This window comes from Mesonia aestuariivivens, from assembly GCF_019311235.1.
In the GTDB taxonomy this organism is placed as follows: Bacteria; Bacteroidota; Bacteroidia; order Flavobacteriales; family Flavobacteriaceae; genus Mesonia; species Mesonia aestuariivivens.
Window position 1 is genome coordinate 92,686 of the sequence record NZ_JAHWDF010000006.1, and the last position, 20,022, is coordinate 112,707.

19 protein-coding genes and 1 tRNA gene are annotated in these 20,022 nt (G+C 33.9%); 12 read left to right on the plus strand and 8 right to left on the minus strand.

Features of this window, described 5'->3' with window-relative positions; translation table 11 throughout:
• The first annotated feature begins 95 nt into the window (after positions 1-95).
• Entirely contained in the window at positions 96-1,088 is a 993-nt protein-coding gene (dusB, locus tag KW502_RS07265; RefSeq protein WP_219039884.1) for a tRNA dihydrouridine synthase DusB, read from the plus strand.
• Here the strand turns inward: dusB and KW502_RS07270 are convergent.
• Positions 1,085-2,293: an ABC transporter permease gene (locus KW502_RS07270; protein WP_219039885.1), complete on the minus strand. Its 1,209-nt coding sequence runs from the start codon at positions 2,291-2,293 to the stop codon at positions 1,085-1,087. The genes dusB and KW502_RS07270 overlap by 4 nt on opposite strands.
• A gap of 1 nt (position 2,294) precedes the next feature.
• The gene (gene rbfA, locus KW502_RS07275) at positions 2,295-2,690 is read right to left on the minus strand and encodes a 30S ribosome-binding factor RbfA (RefSeq protein ID WP_219039886.1); all 396 of its coding nucleotides are present in this window, start codon (positions 2,688-2,690) and stop codon (positions 2,295-2,297) included.
• Positions 2,691-2,749: 59 nt separating this feature from the next.
• Between rbfA and mce the strand changes: the two genes are divergently transcribed.
• Together mce and KW502_RS07285 are read left to right on the plus strand one after the other, a co-directional pair.
• Entirely contained in the window at positions 2,750-3,148 is a 399-nt protein-coding gene (mce, locus tag KW502_RS07280) for a methylmalonyl-CoA epimerase (protein ID WP_219039887.1), read from the plus strand.
• 58 nt (positions 3,149-3,206) lie between these two features.
• Positions 3,207-3,280: transfer RNA gene (locus tag KW502_RS07285), tRNA-Ile, on the plus strand.
• A 117-nt stretch (positions 3,281-3,397) separates the two neighbouring features.
• Here the strand turns inward: KW502_RS07285 and KW502_RS07290 are convergent.
• On the minus strand, positions 3,398-3,982 hold the full coding sequence (locus KW502_RS07290; protein ID WP_219039888.1) for a riboflavin synthase: 585 nt from the start codon (positions 3,980-3,982) through the stop codon (positions 3,398-3,400).
• A gap of 54 nt (positions 3,983-4,036) precedes the next feature.
• On the opposite strand from KW502_RS07290, the gene pdxA reads away from it, so the two are divergent.
• The 8 genes from pdxA (at position 4,037) to KW502_RS07330 (ending at position 10,449) form a co-directional block, all read left to right on the plus strand.
• Positions 4,037-5,083 carry a 4-hydroxythreonine-4-phosphate dehydrogenase PdxA gene (gene pdxA, locus KW502_RS07295; protein ID WP_219039889.1) on the plus strand — a complete coding sequence of 349 codons (1,047 nt, stop codon included), beginning with the start codon at positions 4,037-4,039 and terminating at the stop codon, positions 5,081-5,083.
• 72 nt (positions 5,084-5,155) lie between these two features.
• Complete coding sequence (locus KW502_RS07300; RefSeq protein ID WP_219039890.1) at positions 5,156-5,698, plus strand: YceD family protein; 543 nt, start codon at positions 5,156-5,158, stop codon at positions 5,696-5,698.
• 11 nt (positions 5,699-5,709) lie between these two features.
• Positions 5,710-5,907, plus strand: a complete 198-nt coding sequence (rpmF, locus tag KW502_RS07305; protein WP_219039891.1) for a 50S ribosomal protein L32 — start codon at positions 5,710-5,712, stop codon at positions 5,905-5,907.
• 209 nt (positions 5,908-6,116) lie between these two features.
• Complete coding sequence (locus tag KW502_RS07310) at positions 6,117-7,112, plus strand: beta-ketoacyl-ACP synthase III (protein WP_219039892.1); 996 nt, start codon at positions 6,117-6,119, stop codon at positions 7,110-7,112.
• A 28-nt stretch (positions 7,113-7,140) separates the two neighbouring features.
• Positions 7,141-7,644, plus strand: a complete 504-nt coding sequence (accB, locus tag KW502_RS07315; RefSeq protein WP_219039893.1) for an acetyl-CoA carboxylase biotin carboxyl carrier protein — start codon at positions 7,141-7,143, stop codon at positions 7,642-7,644.
• Between the two features lie 84 nt (positions 7,645-7,728).
• On the plus strand, positions 7,729-9,087 hold the full coding sequence (gene accC / locus KW502_RS07320) for an acetyl-CoA carboxylase biotin carboxylase subunit (RefSeq protein WP_219039894.1): 1,359 nt from the start codon (positions 7,729-7,731) through the stop codon (positions 9,085-9,087).
• A 217-nt stretch (positions 9,088-9,304) separates the two neighbouring features.
• The gene (gene mtgA, locus KW502_RS07325; protein ID WP_219039895.1) at positions 9,305-9,991 is read left to right on the plus strand and encodes a monofunctional biosynthetic peptidoglycan transglycosylase; all 687 of its coding nucleotides are present in this window, start codon (positions 9,305-9,307) and stop codon (positions 9,989-9,991) included.
• Positions 9,992-9,999: 8 nt separating this feature from the next.
• On the plus strand, positions 10,000-10,449 hold the full coding sequence (locus tag KW502_RS07330; RefSeq protein ID WP_219039896.1) for a transcription elongation factor: 450 nt from the start codon (positions 10,000-10,002) through the stop codon (positions 10,447-10,449).
• Here KW502_RS07330 and KW502_RS07335 read toward each other — a convergent pair.
• Positions 10,446-11,423 carry an ABC transporter ATP-binding protein gene (locus KW502_RS07335; protein WP_219039897.1) on the minus strand — a complete coding sequence of 326 codons (978 nt, stop codon included), beginning with the start codon at positions 11,421-11,423 and terminating at the stop codon, positions 10,446-10,448. The genes KW502_RS07330 and KW502_RS07335 overlap by 4 nt on opposite strands.
• A 78-nt stretch (positions 11,424-11,501) precedes the next feature.
• Here KW502_RS07335 and KW502_RS07340 point away from each other — a divergent pair, with 78 nt between their 5' ends.
• Entirely contained in the window at positions 11,502-12,404 is a 903-nt protein-coding gene (locus KW502_RS07340) for a M28 family metallopeptidase (RefSeq protein WP_219039898.1), read from the plus strand.
• A gap of 251 nt (positions 12,405-12,655) precedes the next feature.
• Here KW502_RS07340 and KW502_RS07345 read toward each other — a convergent pair whose 3' ends face one another.
• The 4 genes from KW502_RS07345 to KW502_RS07360 form a co-directional block, all read right to left on the minus strand.
• Positions 12,656-14,809, minus strand: a complete 2,154-nt coding sequence (locus tag KW502_RS07345; RefSeq protein ID WP_219039899.1) for a prolyl oligopeptidase family serine peptidase — start codon at positions 14,807-14,809, stop codon at positions 12,656-12,658.
• A 94-nt stretch (positions 14,810-14,903) separates the two neighbouring features.
• Positions 14,904-15,941, minus strand: a complete 1,038-nt coding sequence (locus tag KW502_RS07350) for a succinylglutamate desuccinylase/aspartoacylase family protein (protein WP_219039900.1) — start codon at positions 15,939-15,941, stop codon at positions 14,904-14,906.
• A 66-nt stretch (positions 15,942-16,007) separates the two neighbouring features.
• A complete protein-coding gene (locus KW502_RS07355; RefSeq protein WP_219039901.1) occupies positions 16,008-17,129 on the minus strand; it encodes a DUF4625 domain-containing protein in 1,122 nt (373 codons plus the stop codon).
• Positions 17,130-17,522: 393 nt separating this feature from the next.
• A complete protein-coding gene (locus tag KW502_RS07360; protein WP_219039902.1) occupies positions 17,523-19,910 on the minus strand; it encodes a TonB-dependent receptor in 2,388 nt (795 codons plus the stop codon).
• Positions 19,911-20,022 lie beyond the last annotated feature (112 nt).

Consider the following 20,022-nt stretch of genomic DNA (forward strand, 5'->3'; position numbering starts at 1 on the left):
TGCGAAAATTTTAATTCAATCTTCAGATTAAAAAAACAGCAGTTCATACTTATTTCTTAATTTTGCAGATTAAAACAACTAAATAAAATTCAGTTTTGGCAAAGATAGGAGATATAGATGTAGGAGAATTTCCGTTGTTGTTAGCCCCAATGGAAGATGTGAGCGACCCACCATTCAGAGCGTTGTGTAAAGAGCAAGGCGCCGATGTGGTGTATACTGAATTTATTTCTTCAGAAGGACTTATTCGTGACGCTGCAAAAAGCGTCATGAAACTCGATATTTATGAGAAAGAGCGCCCGGTTGGTATTCAGATTTTCGGTGCAAATCTAGAATCGATGTTAGAATCGGTAGAAATTGTAGAGAAATCTGGTCCAGATATTATTGATATTAATTTTGGTTGCCCGGTAAAAAAAGTAGTTTCTAAAGGCGCCGGCGCCGGAATTTTAAAAGATATCGATCTTATGGTTTCTCTTACCGAGGCAATGGTGAAACATACCAAACTTCCGGTAACGGTAAAAACACGTTTAGGTTGGGATCACGATTCCATTAAAATTGTTGAAGTTGCCGAGCGTTTACAAGATGTGGGCTGCAAAGCAATTTCTATTCACGGAAGAACGCGTGCTCAAATGTATAAAGGCGAAGCCGATTGGAAACCTATTGCTGAAGTGAAAAATAACCCACGAATGCATATTCCTGTTTTTGGAAATGGCGATGTAGATTCTCCAGAAAAAGCAGCGAAAATGCGTGATGAGTTTGGTCTAGACGGAGCGATGATTGGTCGTGCGAGTATTGGTTACCCTTGGTTTTTTAGAGAAGTGAAACATTATTTTGAGACAGGTAAACATTTAGCACCGCCAACAATGGGCGAGCGTTTAGATGCCGCAAGAAGGCATTTACAAATGGCTATAGATTGGAAAGGTGATCGTTTAGGCGTTTTTGAAACCAGACGCCATTATACCAATTATTTCAAGGGAATTCCGCATTTTAAAGAACACCGTATGAAAATGGTGACTAGTGACGAAGCGGTTGATGTTTTTAAAGCATTTGATGAAGCTGAAAAAGAATTTGGAGACTTTCAATTTAGTTAAGCCTTCATTTCGATTACTTTTTTAATTCTTGTCGAGCCAATATAAGAAGCGATAATACCTAAAGTCATAATAGTAGCAAAAACAATAATTAAGTTTTTAGCTTCAAATAAAACAGGATAAGCCAAACTTGGGGTGATCATGACCAAGCTAAATTGTTGCTGTAAAAGAATAATTAGGCAAGCCACAATTAAGCCGAATACACCTCCTGTAAAGGTAAGTAATGTTCCTTGTAAAAAGAAAACCCTTCTTATTTGGTGTAGATTTGCTCCTAAATTAGATAAGGTTTTTATATTGTTTTGTTTGTCTAAAATAGACATCACGATAGCACCACCAACATTAAATAAGGCTATAATTAAAATAAGGGTAAAAATAAGATAAACTGCTAAATTTTCGGTATTGAGCATTTTATAAAGTTTATCGTTTAACTGTACACGATCTTTAATAATAACTTCATGATTAAAAATTTCTTGAATAGCTTTACGAGTGCTACTTTCAGAAGCATTTGGAGTTAAGCTCAATTCAATAGCAGAAACCTCATTAGGTTTTAGTTCTAATAGGTTTTGAGCCAAAGAAAAAGGTGCGTATACATATTTTTGATCTAATTCTTCATTAATACTATAAATACCTATCGCCATAGAAGATATTGTATTAAAAGCTTCTGAAGGATTAGAAACCTGACCTTTACCTGGTCTGGGCACAAAAATTTTTAAAACATCACCATATCCGGCTACTCCAATAGAGAGTTTTCTAGAAATACCATTTCCTATAACTACTTGTTTTTCTTTTTGATGAAGCCACGTACCTGCCAACAAAGCACTATCTACCGCATTTACTTTTAAATAGTTTTCATCTACACCTTTAAGGTAAGAAGAGGGTACATTTTTATCTCTAAAATTTAAAAGTACCCGTTCTTCAATAGTTTTAGAGGCTACTTGAATATCGGTGATGTTTTTTAGTTGCTTTTGCTGTTCAGGGGTATAGGTGAAATATTTTCCTGTTTTAGGTAAAACTTTTAAATCTGGATCAAATTTATTAGAAAACGAAAGACTAAATTCTTTAAGTCCAGCAAACCCCGATAATACTATAAATAAGGCCATCGCGCCAGCGAAAACACCAATACTAGCTATGATAGTAATAATGTTAATGGCGTTATTTTTACTTTTTGTAAATAAGTAGCGCTTAGCGATATAATAGGAAAAATTCAAATTATGATTTTTTGCGCTTATCTAGTAAATCTGGGTTTTCAATAGGATTTTCTTCTCCTTTCACAGCTTTTTCAATATTCTCTATGTATTCTAAAGAATCGTCAAGGTAAAAACTTAACTCTGGCATTTTTCGAAGTTGATTTTTGGTTCGTTGAGCCAATTCGTGCTTCAATTTAGATTTTATACCTCTTAACTCTTCTAAAAGTCCGTTAGCATCTTTTGCAGGAAAAATACTAACATACGCTTTTGCTATAGATAAATCTGTGGTCACTTTCACTTTTGAAACCGATACGATAATTCCGGTTACATTGTTTTTTTTCAGTTCTTGCTGAATTACGTCTGCAAGATCGCGTTGTAAAACGCCTCCTATTTTTTTCTGTCTATTTGTTTCTTCCATGGTACAAAAATAGTTTATTTAATAGTAATTGTTATTTTGGTAGTACAAAAATTAAAAAAATGAAAAAAATAGAACATATTGGGATTGCCGTAAAAAATTTAAGCGAAGCCAATGCGCTTTATTCTAAACTATTAGGAACAGAACCTTACAAAGAAGAAGCTGTAGAAAGTGAAGGTGTGATTACTTCATTCTTTAAAATTGGAGAAACTAAAATAGAATTATTAGCGGCAACAAGTGAAGAAAGTACAATTTCAAAATATATAGAAAAGCGCGGAGAAGGTATTCATCACATTGCTTTTTATGTAGATGATATTGAAAGTGAGGTTACTAGGCTTCAGGCTGAAGGTTTTAAAATATTAAATACAACTCCTAAAAAAGGTGCAGATCAAAAGAAAGTGGTTTTTCTTCATCCAAAATCTACTACAGGAGTTTTAATAGAATTATGTGAAAATCTATAATTAATTAAAATAAAATTTGTTTGGTATAGTTGTATTGTATATTTTTGCGCCCTGTTCAGGACCCATAGCTCAGCTGGTTAGAGCACCTGACTCATAATCAGGGGGTCGATGGTTCGAGCCCATCTGGGTCCACTTTTTTTCTACTGCTCGATTTCAACAAAAAAATAATTTATTACTGATAATTGAATATATAATTCGTTCACCTTCAATTAGTGACAAATTGTTTTATTCAATTAAAAACACGAAAAGTTATTTTTGATATAGCTTTTTAGCATATTTCCCAATTACATCAAACTCTAAATTTACTTGGTCTCCAACACTTAGGGTGTTAAATGTAGTATGTGCTAAAGTATAAGGAATAATAGCAACGCTAAAACTATTTTTTTTACTATTCACTACGGTTAAACTTACGCCGTTTATAGTAATAGATCCCTTTTCAATAGTAATATTACCAAGATCGTCATCATACTCAAAAGTAAATAAGTGACTTCCATCTTGAGAAGTTTTTTCTATACAAGTACCCACTTGATCTACATGACCTTGTACCAAATGACCATCTAATCTTTCGCCCAAAATCATACCTCTTTCTAAGTTAACAGTATCGCCAACTTTAAAATGAGCTAAATTAGTTTTAAGCAAGGTTTCTTTAATGGCAGTGACCTTAAATAAATCGTCTTGAATTTCAACCACCGTTAAGCAAACTCCGTTATGAGCAACGCTTTGATCTATTTTTAATTCTGAAGTAAAACTTGCCTTAATCGTAAGGTGCAAATTTTCATTCTCTTTTTCTAAATGATGTATAGTGGCTACTTCTTCTATAATTCCGGTAAACATATTTGAAGATTATTTTAGTTACCTTTGTGCAACGCAAAAGTAGTCATTATTTATATGAAAAAAGCAGAAATAGTAAGAATAGGAATAAGTATAGGAGATTTAAATGGAATAGGAAGTGAGATTATTCTAAAAACTTTTCAAGATGCTAGAATGTTAGAATTTTGTACGCCAGTTATCTTTGCCAACACTAAATTACTTTCTTTTTATAAAAAGTATTTTAAAGTAAATATAAATTTTCAAGGAATAGAAGATGCTACAAAAATTATTGACGGAAAAATTAATGTGGTCAATGTTTGGAAAGAGAACACTAAAATTAATTTTGGGCAAGAAGATAAATTTTTAGGAAAATTTACCGTAAAATCTTTAGAAACAGCTACACAAGCTTTAATAAATAATGAAATAGATGCTTTAGTGACCGCACCTATTAATAAGAATGTTATTCAATCTGAAGAATTTAATTTTCCTGGTCATACCGATTTTCTTGCTAAAGCGATGAAAGGCGATAGTTTAATGCTTATGGTTTGTAAAGACTTAAGAATAGGTTTACTTACAGATCATGTAGCAGTAAAAGATATTGCAGAAAAAATTACGCCGCAATTAATTCAGAAAAAAATAGACATTATTCGCGATACGCTAAAGAAAGATTTTAGAATACAAAAACCTAAGATAGCCGTTTTAGGGATAAATCCGCATAGTGGAGATAATGGAGTAATAGGCAAAGAAGATGAAGAGGTATTAAAGCCTACTATAGAAAAAATTAACGCAAAAGGAACCTTAGTGTATGGTCCTTATGCTGCCGATAGTTTCTTTGGTACTAAAAATTATAAAAATTTCGATGCTATTATTGCTGCTTATCATGATCAAGGATTAATACCATTTAAAACTTTAGCATTTGGCAAAGGAGTTAATTTTACAGCAGGGCTTTCTGGAATTAGAACATCGCCAGATCACGGTACAGCTTACGAAATAGCAGGAAAAGGAGAGGCAGATTACACTTCATTTACAGAAGCAGTCTTTGCTGCGATAGATATTTACAAGTGTAGAAATGAATATTTAGAGCTCACAAAAAATCAGCTGCAAAAGCAATCTAAAAAATTATAAACATTTTTTTGTTGATAAACATAGCTAATTAATTATATTTTATATATTTGCACGCCCGAAAAGGATGAGGTGATGAAGAAGTTAAAAGAGTTTACAATCCAATTTGTAGGATTAAAAACAGGGAGGCACCAATATGATTTTCAAATTGGTGATGCGTTCTTTGAGCATTTTGAGTACGAAGATTTTAATCACGTAGCTGTAAAAGCAAATCTAGAATTAGAAAAAAAACCTAATATGTTAGATTTACGCTTTACTATTAATGGCAGCGTGAACGTTAATTGTGATGTCACTAATGAACCTTTTGAACAGCCAGTCAAAAATACATTAGAATTGGTTGTAAAATTTGGAGAAGAATATAACGATGAAAATGAAGAGTTATTAATTCTACCTCACGGTGAATACCAATTAGAGATACAACAATACATTTATGAGGCCATTGTTTTGGCAATACCTTATAAAAGAGTCCATCCAGGAGTAGAAGACGGGACCTTAGAGTCTGAAGTGCTAGATAAGTTAGAAGAACTTCAACCTAAAGAAAAAGAAACAAAGAAAGAAGAAGAGGATATTGATCCTCGCTGGAATAAATTAAAAAATTTACTGAACGATAATAAATAATATTTTGCGCTATGGCACATCCAAAGAGAAAAATATCCAAGACTAGAAGAGATAAAAGAAGAACTCATTATAAAGCTACAGCGCCTCAAATCGCTAAAGATCCTACTACAGGAGAAGCTCATTTATACCACAGAGCTCACTGGCATGAAGGAAAACTTTACTATAGAGGTCAAGTTTTAATAGATAATGTAGAAGAAGTAGAAGCTTAAATGTTTGCTGCTTAAAAAGATAACATTCCCACACCGGTAAGCTGGTAGTGGGTTTTGTTTTTTGTATTAAAATAAGCACAGAAATTGCAATAAATCTGAGTTTTAAAGCGAATTTTTCATATTATGAAAGTCAATTCGTCTAAAAACTTATGATATATCAAACGTAATTTGTAGGTTTACATTTATTTTTGTGGTATAAACCCTATTATATGAACAAAATTAGCGCGGCAATAACCGCTGTTGGATCTTATGTTCCAGACCATATTCTAACTAATAAAATGTTGGAAGAAATGGTAGATACCAATGATGAATGGATTATGTCCAGAACAGGTATCAAAGAAAGAAGAATTCTTAAAGACCCTACTAAAGGGACTTCATATTTAGGAATTCAAGCAGCCCAAAACCTTATAGAAAAAAATAATATTAATCCAGAAGAGATTGATCTTGTAATATTTGCAACAGCAACACCAGATTTAATGGTCGCTTCAACAGGAGCTTATACCGCATCTGCAATTGGCGCTGTGAATGCATTTTCATACGATTTACAAGCAGCCTGTTCTAGCTTCTTATACGGTATGTCTACCGCAGCGAGCTATATAGAATCTGGACGCTATAAAAAAATATTAGTGATTGGGGCAGATAAAATGTCATCAATTATAGATTATACAGACAGGGCAACCTGCATTATCTTTGGTGATGGTGCAGGTGCTTGTCTTTTTGAGCCTAATGAAGAAGGTTTAGGTTTACAAGATGAATACCTTAGAAGTGATGGAATTGGCAGAAATTTTTTAAAGATTGACGCAGGAGGTTCTTTACTTCCAGCGAGTGAAGAAACCGTTGCTAATAGACAACATTTTGTACATCAAGATGGCAAGAGTGTATTTAAATATGCTGTTTCTAATATGGCGGAGGTAAGTGCTAAAATTATGGAAAGAAACCAGCTCACTGAAAGCGATGTTAACTGGTTAGTAGCGCATCAAGCCAATAAAAGAATTATAGACGCAACCGCCAATAGAATGGGGCTACCTGACGAAAAAGTGTTGATGAATATTCAACGCTATGGAAATACCACTTCAGCAACATTACCTTTACTATTGAGCGATTTTGAAAGTAAATTTAAGAAAGGAGATAATTTAGTTTTTGCTTCATTTGGAGGCGGATTCACGTGGGGATCTATCTACTTAAAATGGGCTTATAACTCTTAACTATTAAAATGACAAACACCTTATAATTATGGAATTAAAGGAAATTCAAAATTTAATAAAATTTGTTGCCAAATCTGGAGCAAGTGAAGTTAAGTTAGAAATGGATGATATAAAAATTACCATTAAAACTTCTTCAGAAGAAAAAGAAACAACCATCGTACAGCAAATTCCTATGGGAGGTATGCAACAGGCGCCGCAAATGCAAGCACAACCTATGCAACAAGCAGCCCCTCAAACAGAAGCTGCACCTTCAGAGCAAGCAGCTCCTACCAAAGAAGAAGACGATGCTAAATACATCACAGTAAAGTCTCCAATTATTGGTACTTTTTACCGTAAGCCTTCTCCAGACAAACCTGTTTTTGCAGAAGTAGGAGATAGCATTAAAGAAGGTGACGTTGTTTGTGTGATTGAAGCCATGAAACTTTTTAATGAAATTGAAAGTGAAGTTAGTGGTAAAATTGTAAAAGTATTGGTCGATGATTCTTCTCCGGTAGAATTTGATCAGCCACTTTTCTTAGTAGATCCATCATAATAAATTTTAAGTTTCAATTTTAAATGTAGCCCTGCTAACTTAAAAGAATTTAAAATTTAGATCTAAAAATTAAAACTTCAAGCGATGTTTAAAAAAATATTAATTGCTAATAGAGGAGAAATTGCTTTACGAGTAATTAGAACCTGTAAAGAGATGGGCATCAGAACTGTTGCCGTATACTCTAAAGCAGATGTAGATAGTTTACATGTTCGTTTTGCTGATGAGGCGGTTTGTATTGGTCCAGCACCCAGTAATGAGTCTTATTTAAAAATACCAAATATTATTTCAGCTGCAGAAATCACCAATGCAGATGCAATTCATCCAGGATATGGGTTTTTATCAGAAAACGCAAAATTCTCTAAGATTTGTGAAGAGCACGATATTAAATTTATTGGTGCAAGTGCAGAAATGATTGAAAAAATGGGAGATAAGGCTACTGCAAAAGCAACTATGAAAGCTGCAGGAGTTCCTTGTGTTCCAGGTTCTGAAGGTATTCTTTCAGATTATGCAGACTGTTTAAAAGTAGCCAAAGATATGGGCTTTCCAGTGATGCTAAAAGCTACTGCTGGTGGTGGTGGTAAAGGAATGCGCGCCGTTTGGAAAGAAGAAAACTTAGAAGATGCTTGGAACTCTGCAAGACAAGAATCGGCAGCAGCCTTTGGAAACGATGGGATGTATATGGAAAAGCTTATCGAAGAGCCTCGCCATATTGAAATACAAATTGTTGGAGACAGCAGAGGTAAAGCTTGTCATTTATCAGAAAGAGATTGTTCTGTACAACGACGTCATCAAAAATTAACCGAAGAAACACCTTCACCATTTATGACCGATGACCTTCGTGAAAAAATGGGAAATGCTGCAGTTAAAGCTGCAGAATATATTAAATATGAAGGAGCAGGAACAGTAGAGTTCTTAGTAGACAAGCATCGTAATTTCTATTTTATGGAGATGAATACCCGTATTCAGGTAGAACATCCTATTACGGAGCAAGTAATTGATTACGATTTAATTAGAGAGCAAATTTTAGTAGCAGCAGGAGTGCCAATTTCTGGTAAAAATTACTATCCAAAATTACACTCTATCGAATGTCGTATTAATGCAGAAGATCCTTACAATGGGTTTAGACCATCACCAGGTGTAATTACTAATTTACACGCACCAGGAGGTCACGGAGTTCGTATAGATACTCACGTTTATAGTGGTTATGCTATTCCGCCAAACTATGATTCGATGATTGCAAAATTAATTACCACAGCGCAAACTAGAGAAGAAGCCATCAATAAAATGAAACGTGCTTTAAATGAGTTTGTGATTGAAGGTATTAAAACAACCATCCCTTTCCACAGACAATTAATGGAAGATCCTGCTTATATTTCAGGAAACTATACCACAAAGTTTATGGAAGATTTTGTGATGGATGATAAATATAAAGACGAAGAGTAAATTATATATTTTATATCACCTAAAACCCTCGAATTTTTCGAGGGTTTTTTTAGTTTGGGCGTTTCCCTGCGGGTCGGGCTGTACGCTATATCTTTTTTAGATTTTTGCTTGTCACAAAATCTAAAAAAGGATGCCGCTCCCATCCCTAACGCAAATAAAAACTAACGAACCAACTAATAATCTAAGATTATAATTACATTAGAATAAAAATAGAGCATTGATTAAAAAATTATTTAAACTTATATTTAAATTTCTCATTTGGTTTTTCGTAATATCTATACTTTCTGTATTAGTTTTTAAATGGGTTCCAGTTCCTATAACGCCTTTAATGGTAATTCGTTATTTTGAAACTCCTTCAGAAAAAAGAGAATTATGGCAACACGATTGGGAACCTTTAGAAAACATTTCGGTTAACTTACAAAAGGCGGTGATTTGCAGTGAAGATCAAAATTTTGTAAAACACCATGGTTTTGATATGCAGGCGATTGAAAAAGCTATCGAAAATAATAAAAAAGGAAACCGCGTTCGCGGGGCCAGTACAATTAGTCAGCAAACCGCAAAGAACGTTTTTTTATGGCCTAGCAGAACTTGGGTAAGAAAAGGTTTTGAAGTTTATTTTACTTTTCTTATTGAAACCATTTGGGATAAAGAGCGTATTTTAGAAGTATATCTAAATAGTATAGAAATGGGTAACGGAGTTTATGGTGCAGAAGCAGCTTCACAATACTGGTTTAAAAGAAAGGCTTCACTACTTAAAATTCAAGAAGCAGCTGCTATCGCTGCTATTTTACCAAATCCGATGCGTTATAATGCAAATCCTGCTTCGGTCTACATACAGTCTAGAAAAAACTGGATCGCTAAGCAAATGCGTTATTATGGGCCTTTACAACTGAATAAGCAATAGAAGAAGAAATGAAATTAAAAGAACAACTTTTAAGGTTATGTACAGAGTATGTAAAACAGCGAACAGAGCGTTTAGAGAAATCAATTAGAGAATTGGAACATGATTTAGGGAATGAAATTAAAAGTAGTGCAGGCGATAAGTATGAAACTTCTCGAGAAATGATTAATACAGAGATTAATAAACTTCAAAATCAATTGCAGGAGTTTAAAAAATTAAACGAAGTATTAAATTTAATCGCTAATAGAAAACCTTCAGCAAGTATTCAATTGGGTAGTATTGTGAAAACCAATCAAGCCAATTACTTTATCGCCATTCCAGCAGGTGAAATAGCCTTAGAAAATGAAAAGTTTTATGCCATCGGGCTAAATTCACCTATCGGTAAACTATTGTTAGGCAAGCAAATCGGAGAAAGTATTGTTTTTCAAGATAAAAAAATTAGCATTAAGGAAGTTGTTTAATCTTTTTGCAAACGTTTAATCAATAACTCTTCCTTACAATAAATTGTTACCGTAGAAAATTCATCTAATAATTTATCGGAATTAAAATATACTAAAGCTGAATTTTTACAATTGGCCTCCACAAAATAATCACTTCCGTTAAAATAAGATTTGATGACGTTAACTTTCAAATTACCATGAGCAGCAACCGTTAGCTCTCTAGGATAAATTAAAACTTTTCCATCTTCTTTAAACCCTTCAAAAAGCTGTAGATCTAATTCATTTACTTCTGTAAACAACGAAGCAATGTATTTGCTAGGCGGAAAATTAAAGAGATTTTCAGAAGAATCATTAGCCAGTAACTCACCTTCTTTCATCACCAAGGCTTGGTCTGCAAAGCCTAACATATCGGTACTATCGTGGGTAGCAAAAATACAGGTGATTTCCTGTTTTTTAAGGTAGTTGAAAAAATCTCGACGAAGCTTATTTTTTCTAAAATTATCTATAAAATTAAAAGGTTCATCCAATAAAAGCAACTCTGGTTCTTTGGCCAATACTTGTGCTAATGCTACACGCTGTTTTTGTCCGCCACTTAAATTTTTCACTTTACTCTTTGCAAAAGCGGTCATATCAATCACTTCTAAAAGCTCTTGTGTACGTTGTTCACTAAATTCGGCTTGCTGTCTGCTTAAATGTTTTTGAATATTTTCTGATACCGTAGTATAAGGCATTAAATGATCTTCTTGTGCTAAGTACCTCATTTTTTCATGACCTGGCACTAAATTATAGGCCGGTCCTAAAACTTGCTCATTATTCCAATAAATGTTTCCTTCATCTAAATCGAGTAAACCGTAAATCGTTTTAAGTAAGGTGCTTTTTCCGCAACCACTTTCTCCAATAATACAGGTATGTGCACCTTTTTCAACCGAAAAATTGATGCTTTTTAAAGTATTTTTATTTTGGTAAGCAAAAGTAACTTCGTTTACGTTTAACATGATTAAGCAATTTTAGGCAAAGATAAGTGTTAGAAACTTGAATTTTGAAAGTGTGTATCTTTACTTCAAAAATTACAGATGAAGTCTTTTCTATTTCTATTTTTATTATTAGAAAGTGTTCTAGCTATTGCTCAAGAAGAAATAACTGAGTTAGAATTAAAAAATCATATTGAATTTTTAAGTTCAGATGAATTAAAAGGCCGCTATCCAGGAACTTCTGAAAATGATACTGTCGTTAATTATCTAGTAAATGATTTTAGCAAGCATCAAATTTCTGTTTTAGTACAAGAATTTGAGGCGAAAAAGAGAAAAGATAATACTATAGTTTCCACGTATAATGTTTTAGGTTTAATTGAAGGAAACGATTCTAGTTTAAAAAGCGAAGTGATTATCTTGGGCGCTCATTACGATCATTTAGGAATAAAAGGCGATAGCATCTATCATGGTGCAGACGATAATGCGAGCGGAGTTGCAGCTTTATTAGAAATTGCTGAAAAAGTGAAAGCTCACGAGAAAGAGCTTAAACGGAGTATCATTTTTATTGCCTTTGGAGCCGAAGAGCAAGGATTGTTGGGGAGTCAGTTTTTTGTTGAAAATCCTATAGTTCCGCTAAATAACATCAAATTGATGATTAATATGGATATGTTGGGAAGTTTAAATGAAAAATCCCAAGTGTATATGGGTGGCGCCGGAACTTTTCTCGGCGGAGTCGAATTGATGAAAAGTCTAGGAGAACCTAATGAATTAAGCCCTGTAGTCCACGCTGGTAGTGTAGGTGGTTCAGATCACGTTTCTTTTTATAAAAAAGGAATTTCTGTGCTCGGAATTCATACTGGCGGAAACGAAAATTACCACCAACCTACCGATACGATTGACACTCTTAATATTTCAGGTGAAGTGAAAGTGGCTAATTATATTTATCAAGCTTTGATGGAGGTTGCGACTACTAGAAAAGAATTAAAGTTTATTCAGCAGGATTAGTATGTTAGTTATGGCTCTACATTTATTGGTTTTAGTCACTTCGAGTGATTGTTTTAGCGATAGCGAAAAATAATAGTATTGAGAAGTTGTTTTTTGTAATAGTTCTTGATACGATTTGCCTCCTTTTAGCTTCATTGAATTATTCGAACTAACTTTTAATTTTAATTATACTTCAGTAAAGATATTTAAAAAACAAAAAACTTCATCTTGAAATAATTTCAAGATGAAGTTTTTTGGAGTACTATTGATTTTTATTCCTTAGGTAAATTTTCAAAGCCCATATTCCATAGAGTAAAGCCAAAAATATCTGCATATTGCTCGATGGTTTTACTTACCGGAGTTCCTGCACCGTGACCAGCGTTGGTTTCAATTCTAATTAATACGGGATTATTACCAGTTTGTTTGGCTTGTAATTCTGCAGCAAATTTAAAACTATGCGCTGGGACAACACGATCGTCATGATCTCCTGTTGTCACTAAAGTTGCTGGATATGCTGTACCTTCTTTTACATTATGTACGGGAGAGTATTTATATAAATAATCAAACATTTCTTTAGAATCTTCTGCAGTTCCGTAATCGTAAGCCCAACCTGCTCCGGCAGTAAACGTATGGTAGCGCAACATATCTAAAACACCTACTGCTGGTAATGCGACTTTCATTAATTGTGGTCGTTGCGTCATTGTAGCGCCAACAAGTAAACCTCCGTTAGAACCACCGCGAATGGCTAAATAATCGCTAGACGTGTAGTCGTTTTCAATTAAATATTCTGCAGCAGCAATAAAATCATCAAACACATTTTGCTTTTTGGTTTTAATACCGGCATCGTGCCATTTTTTCCCGTATTCGCCTCCACCACGAAGATTAGGTACAGCATAAATACCACCTTGTTCCATCCAAACGGCATTTGCGATACTGAAAGAGGGCGTTAAGCTAATGTTGAAACCGCCGTAACCATAAAGAATGGTTGGGTTTTTACCATTAAGTTCTATTCCTTTTTTATAAGTAATAATCATGGGAACTTTTGTGCCATCTTTAGAAGTGAAAAAGACTTGCTTACTTTCGTATTTTTCTGATTGAAAATCGATTTTAGGTTTTCTGTATAATTCAGAAGTTCCTTTTTCAATATTGTATTTGTAAATACTTCCTGGTGTAATGTAATTGGTAAAAGAATAATATAATTCTTTTTCTTCTTTTTTAGTGCCAAAACCGCCAACGCTACCAATACCTGGAAGTTCAACATCTCTAACCAATTTACCCTCGTAATCGTACTGCTTAATTACAGATACGGCATCTTTCATATATTCAGCAAAAAAGTAACCACCACCTGTTGAAGGACTCAAAACATTTTCTGTTTCTGCTATAAAATCTGTCCAATTATCTGAACTTGGATTTGCCGCATCTACCGTGACAATTTTTTTATTTGGTGCATTATAGTTGGTTACCAAAAAGAGCTTATTGTCTTTATTTTCGATGACATACGTATCGGTGTCGGTGTTTCCGATAATGGTTTTAAGTGGAGAGTTTTGTTTTGATAAATCTTTTAGAAACAACTTGTTTCCAGAGGTAGAAGTACTGGCTCTAATAATTAAGTATTTGTTATCTTCAGTCACACTTCCGCCTACGTAGCGGTGTTTTTCAGCTTCGGTACCGCCAAAAATCAATTTGTCTTCTTTTTGTGGAGTTCCTAATTTGTGATAATATAATTTATGTTGATCTGTTTTTGCTGAAAGTTCACTTCCTTTAGGTTTGTCGTAGCTAGAATAGAAAAAACCTTCGTCGCCCTTCCAAGACATTCCGCTAAATTTAATATCGACGAGCGTATCTTCTGTTATTTCTTTTGTTTCAGCATTCATGATCATTACTTTTCGCCAATCGCTACCGCCTTCAGAAATTGAATAAGCTAGTAAATTTCCGTTTTCAGAAAAACTCATTCCGCCTAATGAAGTTGTACCGTCTTCACTAAATTTATTAGGGTTTAAAAATACTTCTGCGGTAGATGGATCTTCTCCAGTTTTATAGCGATAAATTACATATTGGTTTTGTAAACCATCATTTTTGCTGAAATAAGTATAATCACCTTCTTTAGAAGGAGCTCCTATTTTTTCATAATTCCATAACGTTGAAAGGCGTTCTTTTAAAGAATCGCGATAAGGAATTTGACTGAGGTAATTAAAAGTAACTTTATTCTCTTTTTTTACCCAAGCCTCAGTTTCTTCACTACGGTCATCTTCTAACCAACGGTAAGGATCTTTTACTTCGGTATCAAAATAATTGGTGACCGTATCTACTTTTTTTGTTTCAGGATATTTCAAAGCAATTTCTTTTGTTGAATTTTCTTCTTTTTCTTTCGAATCATGGCAAGCCACTAAGGCTAAAACCATAAATGGAATTATTATTTTTTTCATATAAATTGTATGAGAGAGATTCAAATTTAATTAAAATATAAGTTAACTAGACATTTAAAATATAAAAACCTCATTGGTGAATGAGGTTTTAGATTTAATCGGTAACAGCAATACTAAAAAGTATTTGATCTTTTTTTATGGGCGGGTTGTAACTTTTATAGAGTACAAAGCCATCACAAGGAGCGTAAATTTCTTCTAAAGTTTCACCAAAAAAATCGGTTACTTCGCCAATTTTCATTCCTTTTTTAAGGTATTGCCCAGATTTAATTTTACTCTGAAAAAAACCATCATAATTACTGTTTACACTTTCGCGCTTGCTTACTATGAGGTTTTCTTTAGGGTAAAAAGCTTCTCCTGTACTTATTTCTAAATGCTTTAGAACATTAGACAAACCAGATTTTATGCGCTCTACATTTTGAGGTTCTATAAGGCCTTTTCTGCCGCATTCAATATCTGCTGCAGGAATACCTCTCATAAAAGCTTCTCTAGAACAATAGGTAGATTTTCCTTCAATTTTATTGGTGTTTCCAAACTGAACAATAATATCAAAACCTAAAGCTTTTGCAAGACCAAGAGATTTTTTAGAGACTTCTTTTTTGTAATCGTAATTGTAATAACCCGCATACGCCATAAGGTCATTATTAGCATCACCTGCATGTAAATCTATAAAGTAATCTGATCTAGCTATAATTTTTGAAGAAATGATGGCGGCAATTTTTTCTGAAACAGAACCTTCCATATTTCCGGGGAAACTTCTATTAATGTTTTTTCTATCGATGGGGTTTACGCGTACACTACGTTCTAAAAACGAAGCTAGATTGGTAATGTTAACTAAAATAATTGTACCAGAAATTTCTTTAGGATCAACTTCATTGGCAAACGCTCGAGCTGCCATAATGGGTACATATTCAGAACCATGAACACCAGCTGTAATCCCTAAAACAGGACCAGAATTTCGTCCATTAATTACCGTAACAGGAATATGTGTTGTTAGGTTCTCTTGATATTGAACTGGAATTAAAAACCTTTCTTTACTTCCGGGAGTTAATTTTTTTCCTTCAAACTCAAAACTATTTTGAGCTGAAATAGAAAAAAAACTAATGATAAATAATAATAAAAAATACTTTCTCATAGGCTTATAAATTAAAACCAAGATTGGTTTCCCAATCTTGGTTTTTAACTTGATACTTAGGGTTTATTAATTAATATCGAAATGTGTAGATGTAGAATTTGTGTTTCCTTCTTCATCTTTTACTTCTAGCTCAAAATGATATTCTCCAGCAGCTGCACTTGCAGGAATATCAATATGCTCATGGAAGTTAGCGGTAGTTTGTCCGTCATAATTAGTGTAATCTTCTTCAAAAGACCAACCGTTTCCAGCTTCTGAGTGAATATGTACATGAACAAGATGAACACCGTGATCTGCGGTAATTGTTGCTTCTGCATGCATTTCTGTTCCTGCAGCAATAGTTGCAGGAATGTCTAATCCTGAAAATTGTATAGCAGTTGCATCGTTACCAGTTTCAGTAACATGAATGTGAGCACTTTCGGCATGAGTATGTCCTTCAGCATCAATTACAGTAATTGTCATATGATATTCTCCTGGAGTTGCATTTGCAGGTACATCAATATGTTCATAAAAAGAAGCACTAGCACCACTATAATCAGTGAAATCAACATTAAATGCCCAGTTTTCTTCATCTCCTGATGGTTGTAAACCGTGATCGTGAATGTTTACAGAAACAGTTTGAATACCGTGTTCTGCTGTAATAGCAGCTTCTAAGTGTAATTCACCACCTTTTGGAGCATCTTCTGTTTCAATAGAAGTAATGGTGATACCGTGATCTTCACCACTATGGTCTTCACCTACAATAATTTTCACGTAAGCTTCAGATTGGTTTCCTGCTTGATCTAAAGCAATAATCCCAACGTGGTAAGCGCCTTCTGCCGCATTTGCAGGAACTTCTAAATGTTTGTGAATATGGTGTGCTGTTTGTCCAGCTTCTAGTTCTTCCGTTTGCGATAAAGCCCAAGGTAGAGTTTGCTGAATAGAACTAGGTCTGCTCGTGTGAGTATGACCGTCAAAATCATTATGTACATCAATTTTGTAAGAAGCTAATTCTACATCATCTTCTAAATCTACATCAAGGTGAACTTCGCCACCAACAGCTACAGCTTCATCTTGTGTAGGTTCATTAATAGAAATTACTGGAGGTAGATTGTCAAGTCCGTTACTAGAATCATCATCACTGCTACAAGAAGCTAGTCCTAGTATCGTAATGAGGGTAAATAGGTAATATATATTTTTATTAAGTTTCATTTTATTTATTTTAAATTATGGGTAATCTGTTTCTATTTTATGTGTTGTTAATCAAGCTAAACTAGGCGGACCTCTTAAATAATAATAAACAAAAGGGCTTTGTGTGTGGCTAACTCTTATAAATGATAAGAGGTTTCTTTGTGGGGTAAATTGATGTTGCTGTTTTATTTCTGAACTTAATAGAAACCAATTGTTTTTCCATAAATGAAAAATACTGCACTCGTGGTTTCTTAAGTTAGTTTTTTTAAACTGCTCTACGTTTACATTGTCTGAAGAATTTTGTGAAAAATTAACTTCGTGTTTAATGACAAAGAAATGTAAAGGCACAAAAAGCTGAGCGCTTATAAAAACCGCTATTAATAATAAATTAATATGTTGTTTAAACCTCTTCAATTAAAAAGGAACTTGTAGCGTTAGTTGAATATTTCTTGAAAGCTCAGGAATTTGTAAACGCCTATAGAAGCTAGTATGTTTAAAATATTTTTTATTAAATAAATTAGATACTTGTAGGTGTACGGAGCTTTGTTTTTCAAATAAATTAAAGCTCTTTTTAACACCTAAACCAAAGAGCGCATAACCCGGAGTTACCAATTCTCCCTGTGCTATTCTATCTTGTTCCATCGTCATTCTAGTATTGGCATAGACTTCTGAATCTTGAAGAATCGACCCTTGATTATTAAAAGAATACCCTACTTCTGCATAAAGGTTATTAGCTGGCGTAAATGGTAGTGGGTAATCTCTAGAACTATCTGATGTAAGTTGCTGGTTGTATAAGTATTCACCAACCACCTGAGTTTTTAATTGATTAAAAAATGTTTTCTGTAAGCTAACTTCAACCCCACTAAGTAAAGCTCTTGACTGGCTATATTTATACAACTGACCAGAGTGTGGCAATAATGAAAAAGTTTTGGTAGGTTGAAGAAAAATATAATTGTCAAAATAATAAACATAAGGATTTACACTTACCAAGAAATCGGCATCTTTATAAGTTATTTCTATATCGCCGACATAGCCTTCTTCGGGGTCTAAATCTGGATCTCCTTGTTCATGTCTAAACGACCCGTGATGTATACCGTTAGCACCCAATTCTATAGGTGTTGGTAGTCTAAAGTTTGTACCAATATTAGCGTTTAAAGAAAATTTATTCCAAGAAAATAATCCTCCTAACATCACATTGAAATTACCAAAATTTCGATCTAAATTAGGACTTCTTTCTGCATAAGAACTGGCGCGTTCTTGAGATTCTCCATTTTGGATAATATAATCATACAAATAATTATCGTAGTATTCGTTTAAATGTACTTTTCCAAAATCATAACGAACTCCTAGACTCCATAAGGTAGAGTTAGATACTTTATACTCGTGGGTTAAAAAGGCAGCATAATTTTGCGCATCGTATTTGGGAAGTAAAAAATTGAATCCGGAAATGCTATTGTCTTGCCATCTCCCTTCTATTCCTAAGTTAGTAGTGTGTTGTTCAGAAAATTTCTGTTCCCATTTTACTTTAGCATCGTAGGTTTCTAAATTAAAATCTAACTCTAAATTAGGGTTATTTTCTGGGGGTGGTTGGTTGCCGTAGTGAGTATGAAATAAACTCCACTCCTGTCGGTGATTTTTTTGATACCCCAAATTTACAATCAATTTAGCTTCTTTATTTATAGAAAATGTATTGTTATTTATGAGTTTAAAATGATTTACTCGCTGATAAGGGTAGCCAATATTTCTGCGATCCCCATCAGGCTGAACGCGTTCGATAGAAGGAATACCGTGTGCTCCAGGAAAAAAACCAGATTTTTGATACACATTACTCATACTTAAGGTGCTTTTAAAATTATCACCTAAATAACCAGTTTGTATATTCCAGTCTAATTCTTTACCTGCGGTGTTTTTCAACTCCTCATCAAATACTGGAAGTTTAAAATTGAGGTAATTAATGGTATCTGCCGGTAATTTATAATCTGCATAGGATAATCCTGTAACTCTAGTTTTTACAAAAAACCGTTTAGCCTTATAATTAAGGTTAAAAGAGCCTCCTATAGTTTGGTTTACAGATTTTGCGATGGAAGAAGCACTACCTGAAATTCCATCATCGATTGGAGCTTTATTATTGTCTATTTTTAAAACTCCGCCAATAGCATCGCTTCCATATTCAATAGCTGCAACGCCTTTAATTACTTCTAAGTTTTCTACGGCAAGCGCATCTAATTCTAAGCCGTGATCTGCTCCCCATTGTTGTCCGGCTTGATTAATTCCGTTTTCGCTTACTGCAACTCGGTTAAGACCTAAGCCTCTAATAATAGGTTTAGAAATACCAGCGCCTACCTCCATAGCGTTTACTCCAGGTAGCTTTTCTATACTCGTAGAGAGTGATCCTGTATATTCTTGTGTAATGTAATCTTTATTAACAATTTCTCGATTAAGGTTACTTCTTTCTACGGAACTTCCTTGTAATAATATCTTTTCTAATTCTTTCCAATGGTGTTCAAGTTTAATAGTTTCAAAAGTATCACCTTCAATAAGTATAGGGTAAATTAAATCTTGACACTCGGGGTGAGTAACCTTCAACTCAATTTTTCCTATACATAATTTTTCAATTTTAAAATTTCCATCAAAATCAGCATAGACTTCAATTTCAGTATCGATCACTTGAATGACAGCATCTATTAGCGGCTCGCCATTATGTTCGTCTATTAATTTTCCAGTAAGTGTATAATCGCAGTTTTGGGCTTGTAGGGATAAACCTACCACCAAAGTGATGATCACTGATAGTACAGTTTTCATTTTGAATTTAATTTTATAAAGATTAGTGAGGTGGTAATTTTCTAACACATTCAGAATAATAATATATTGAATGATGAACGATAATTGTGAAATGCAATTAAACTCAAAACTT

Excerpts from the sequence above, each read along its gene's own strand:
- rbfA (WP_219039886.1), bottom strand. The coding sequence starts at position 2,690 with ATGGAAGAAACAAATAGACAGAAAAAAATAGGAGGCGTTTTACAACGC.
- mce (WP_219039887.1), top strand. The coding sequence starts at position 2,750 with ATGAAAAAAATAGAACATATTGGGATTGCCGTAAAAAATTTAAGCGAA.
- KW502_RS07290 (WP_219039888.1), bottom strand. The coding sequence starts at position 3,982 with ATGTTTACCGGAATTATAGAAGAAGTAGCCACTATACATCATTTAGAA.
- pdxA (WP_219039889.1), top strand. The coding sequence starts at position 4,037 with ATGAAAAAAGCAGAAATAGTAAGAATAGGAATAAGTATAGGAGATTTA.
- KW502_RS07300 (WP_219039890.1), top strand. The coding sequence starts at position 5,156 with ATGAAGAAGTTAAAAGAGTTTACAATCCAATTTGTAGGATTAAAAACA.
- rpmF (WP_219039891.1), top strand. The coding sequence starts at position 5,710 with ATGGCACATCCAAAGAGAAAAATATCCAAGACTAGAAGAGATAAAAGA.
- KW502_RS07310 (WP_219039892.1), top strand. The coding sequence starts at position 6,117 with ATGAACAAAATTAGCGCGGCAATAACCGCTGTTGGATCTTATGTTCCA.
- accB (WP_219039893.1), top strand. The coding sequence starts at position 7,141 with ATGGAATTAAAGGAAATTCAAAATTTAATAAAATTTGTTGCCAAATCT.
- accC (WP_219039894.1), top strand. The coding sequence starts at position 7,729 with ATGTTTAAAAAAATATTAATTGCTAATAGAGGAGAAATTGCTTTACGA.
- KW502_RS07330 (WP_219039896.1), top strand. The coding sequence starts at position 10,000 with ATGAAATTAAAAGAACAACTTTTAAGGTTATGTACAGAGTATGTAAAA.
- KW502_RS07335 (WP_219039897.1), bottom strand. The coding sequence starts at position 11,423 with ATGTTAAACGTAAACGAAGTTACTTTTGCTTACCAAAATAAAAATACT.
- KW502_RS07340 (WP_219039898.1), top strand. The coding sequence starts at position 11,502 with ATGAAGTCTTTTCTATTTCTATTTTTATTATTAGAAAGTGTTCTAGCT.
- KW502_RS07345 (WP_219039899.1), bottom strand. The coding sequence starts at position 14,809 with ATGAAAAAAATAATAATTCCATTTATGGTTTTAGCCTTAGTGGCTTGC.
- KW502_RS07350 (WP_219039900.1), bottom strand. The coding sequence starts at position 15,941 with ATGAGAAAGTATTTTTTATTATTATTTATCATTAGTTTTTTTTCTATT.
- KW502_RS07355 (WP_219039901.1), bottom strand. The coding sequence starts at position 17,129 with ATGAAACTTAATAAAAATATATATTACCTATTTACCCTCATTACGATA.
- KW502_RS07360 (WP_219039902.1), bottom strand. The coding sequence starts at position 19,910 with ATGAAAACTGTACTATCAGTGATCATCACTTTGGTGGTAGGTTTATCC.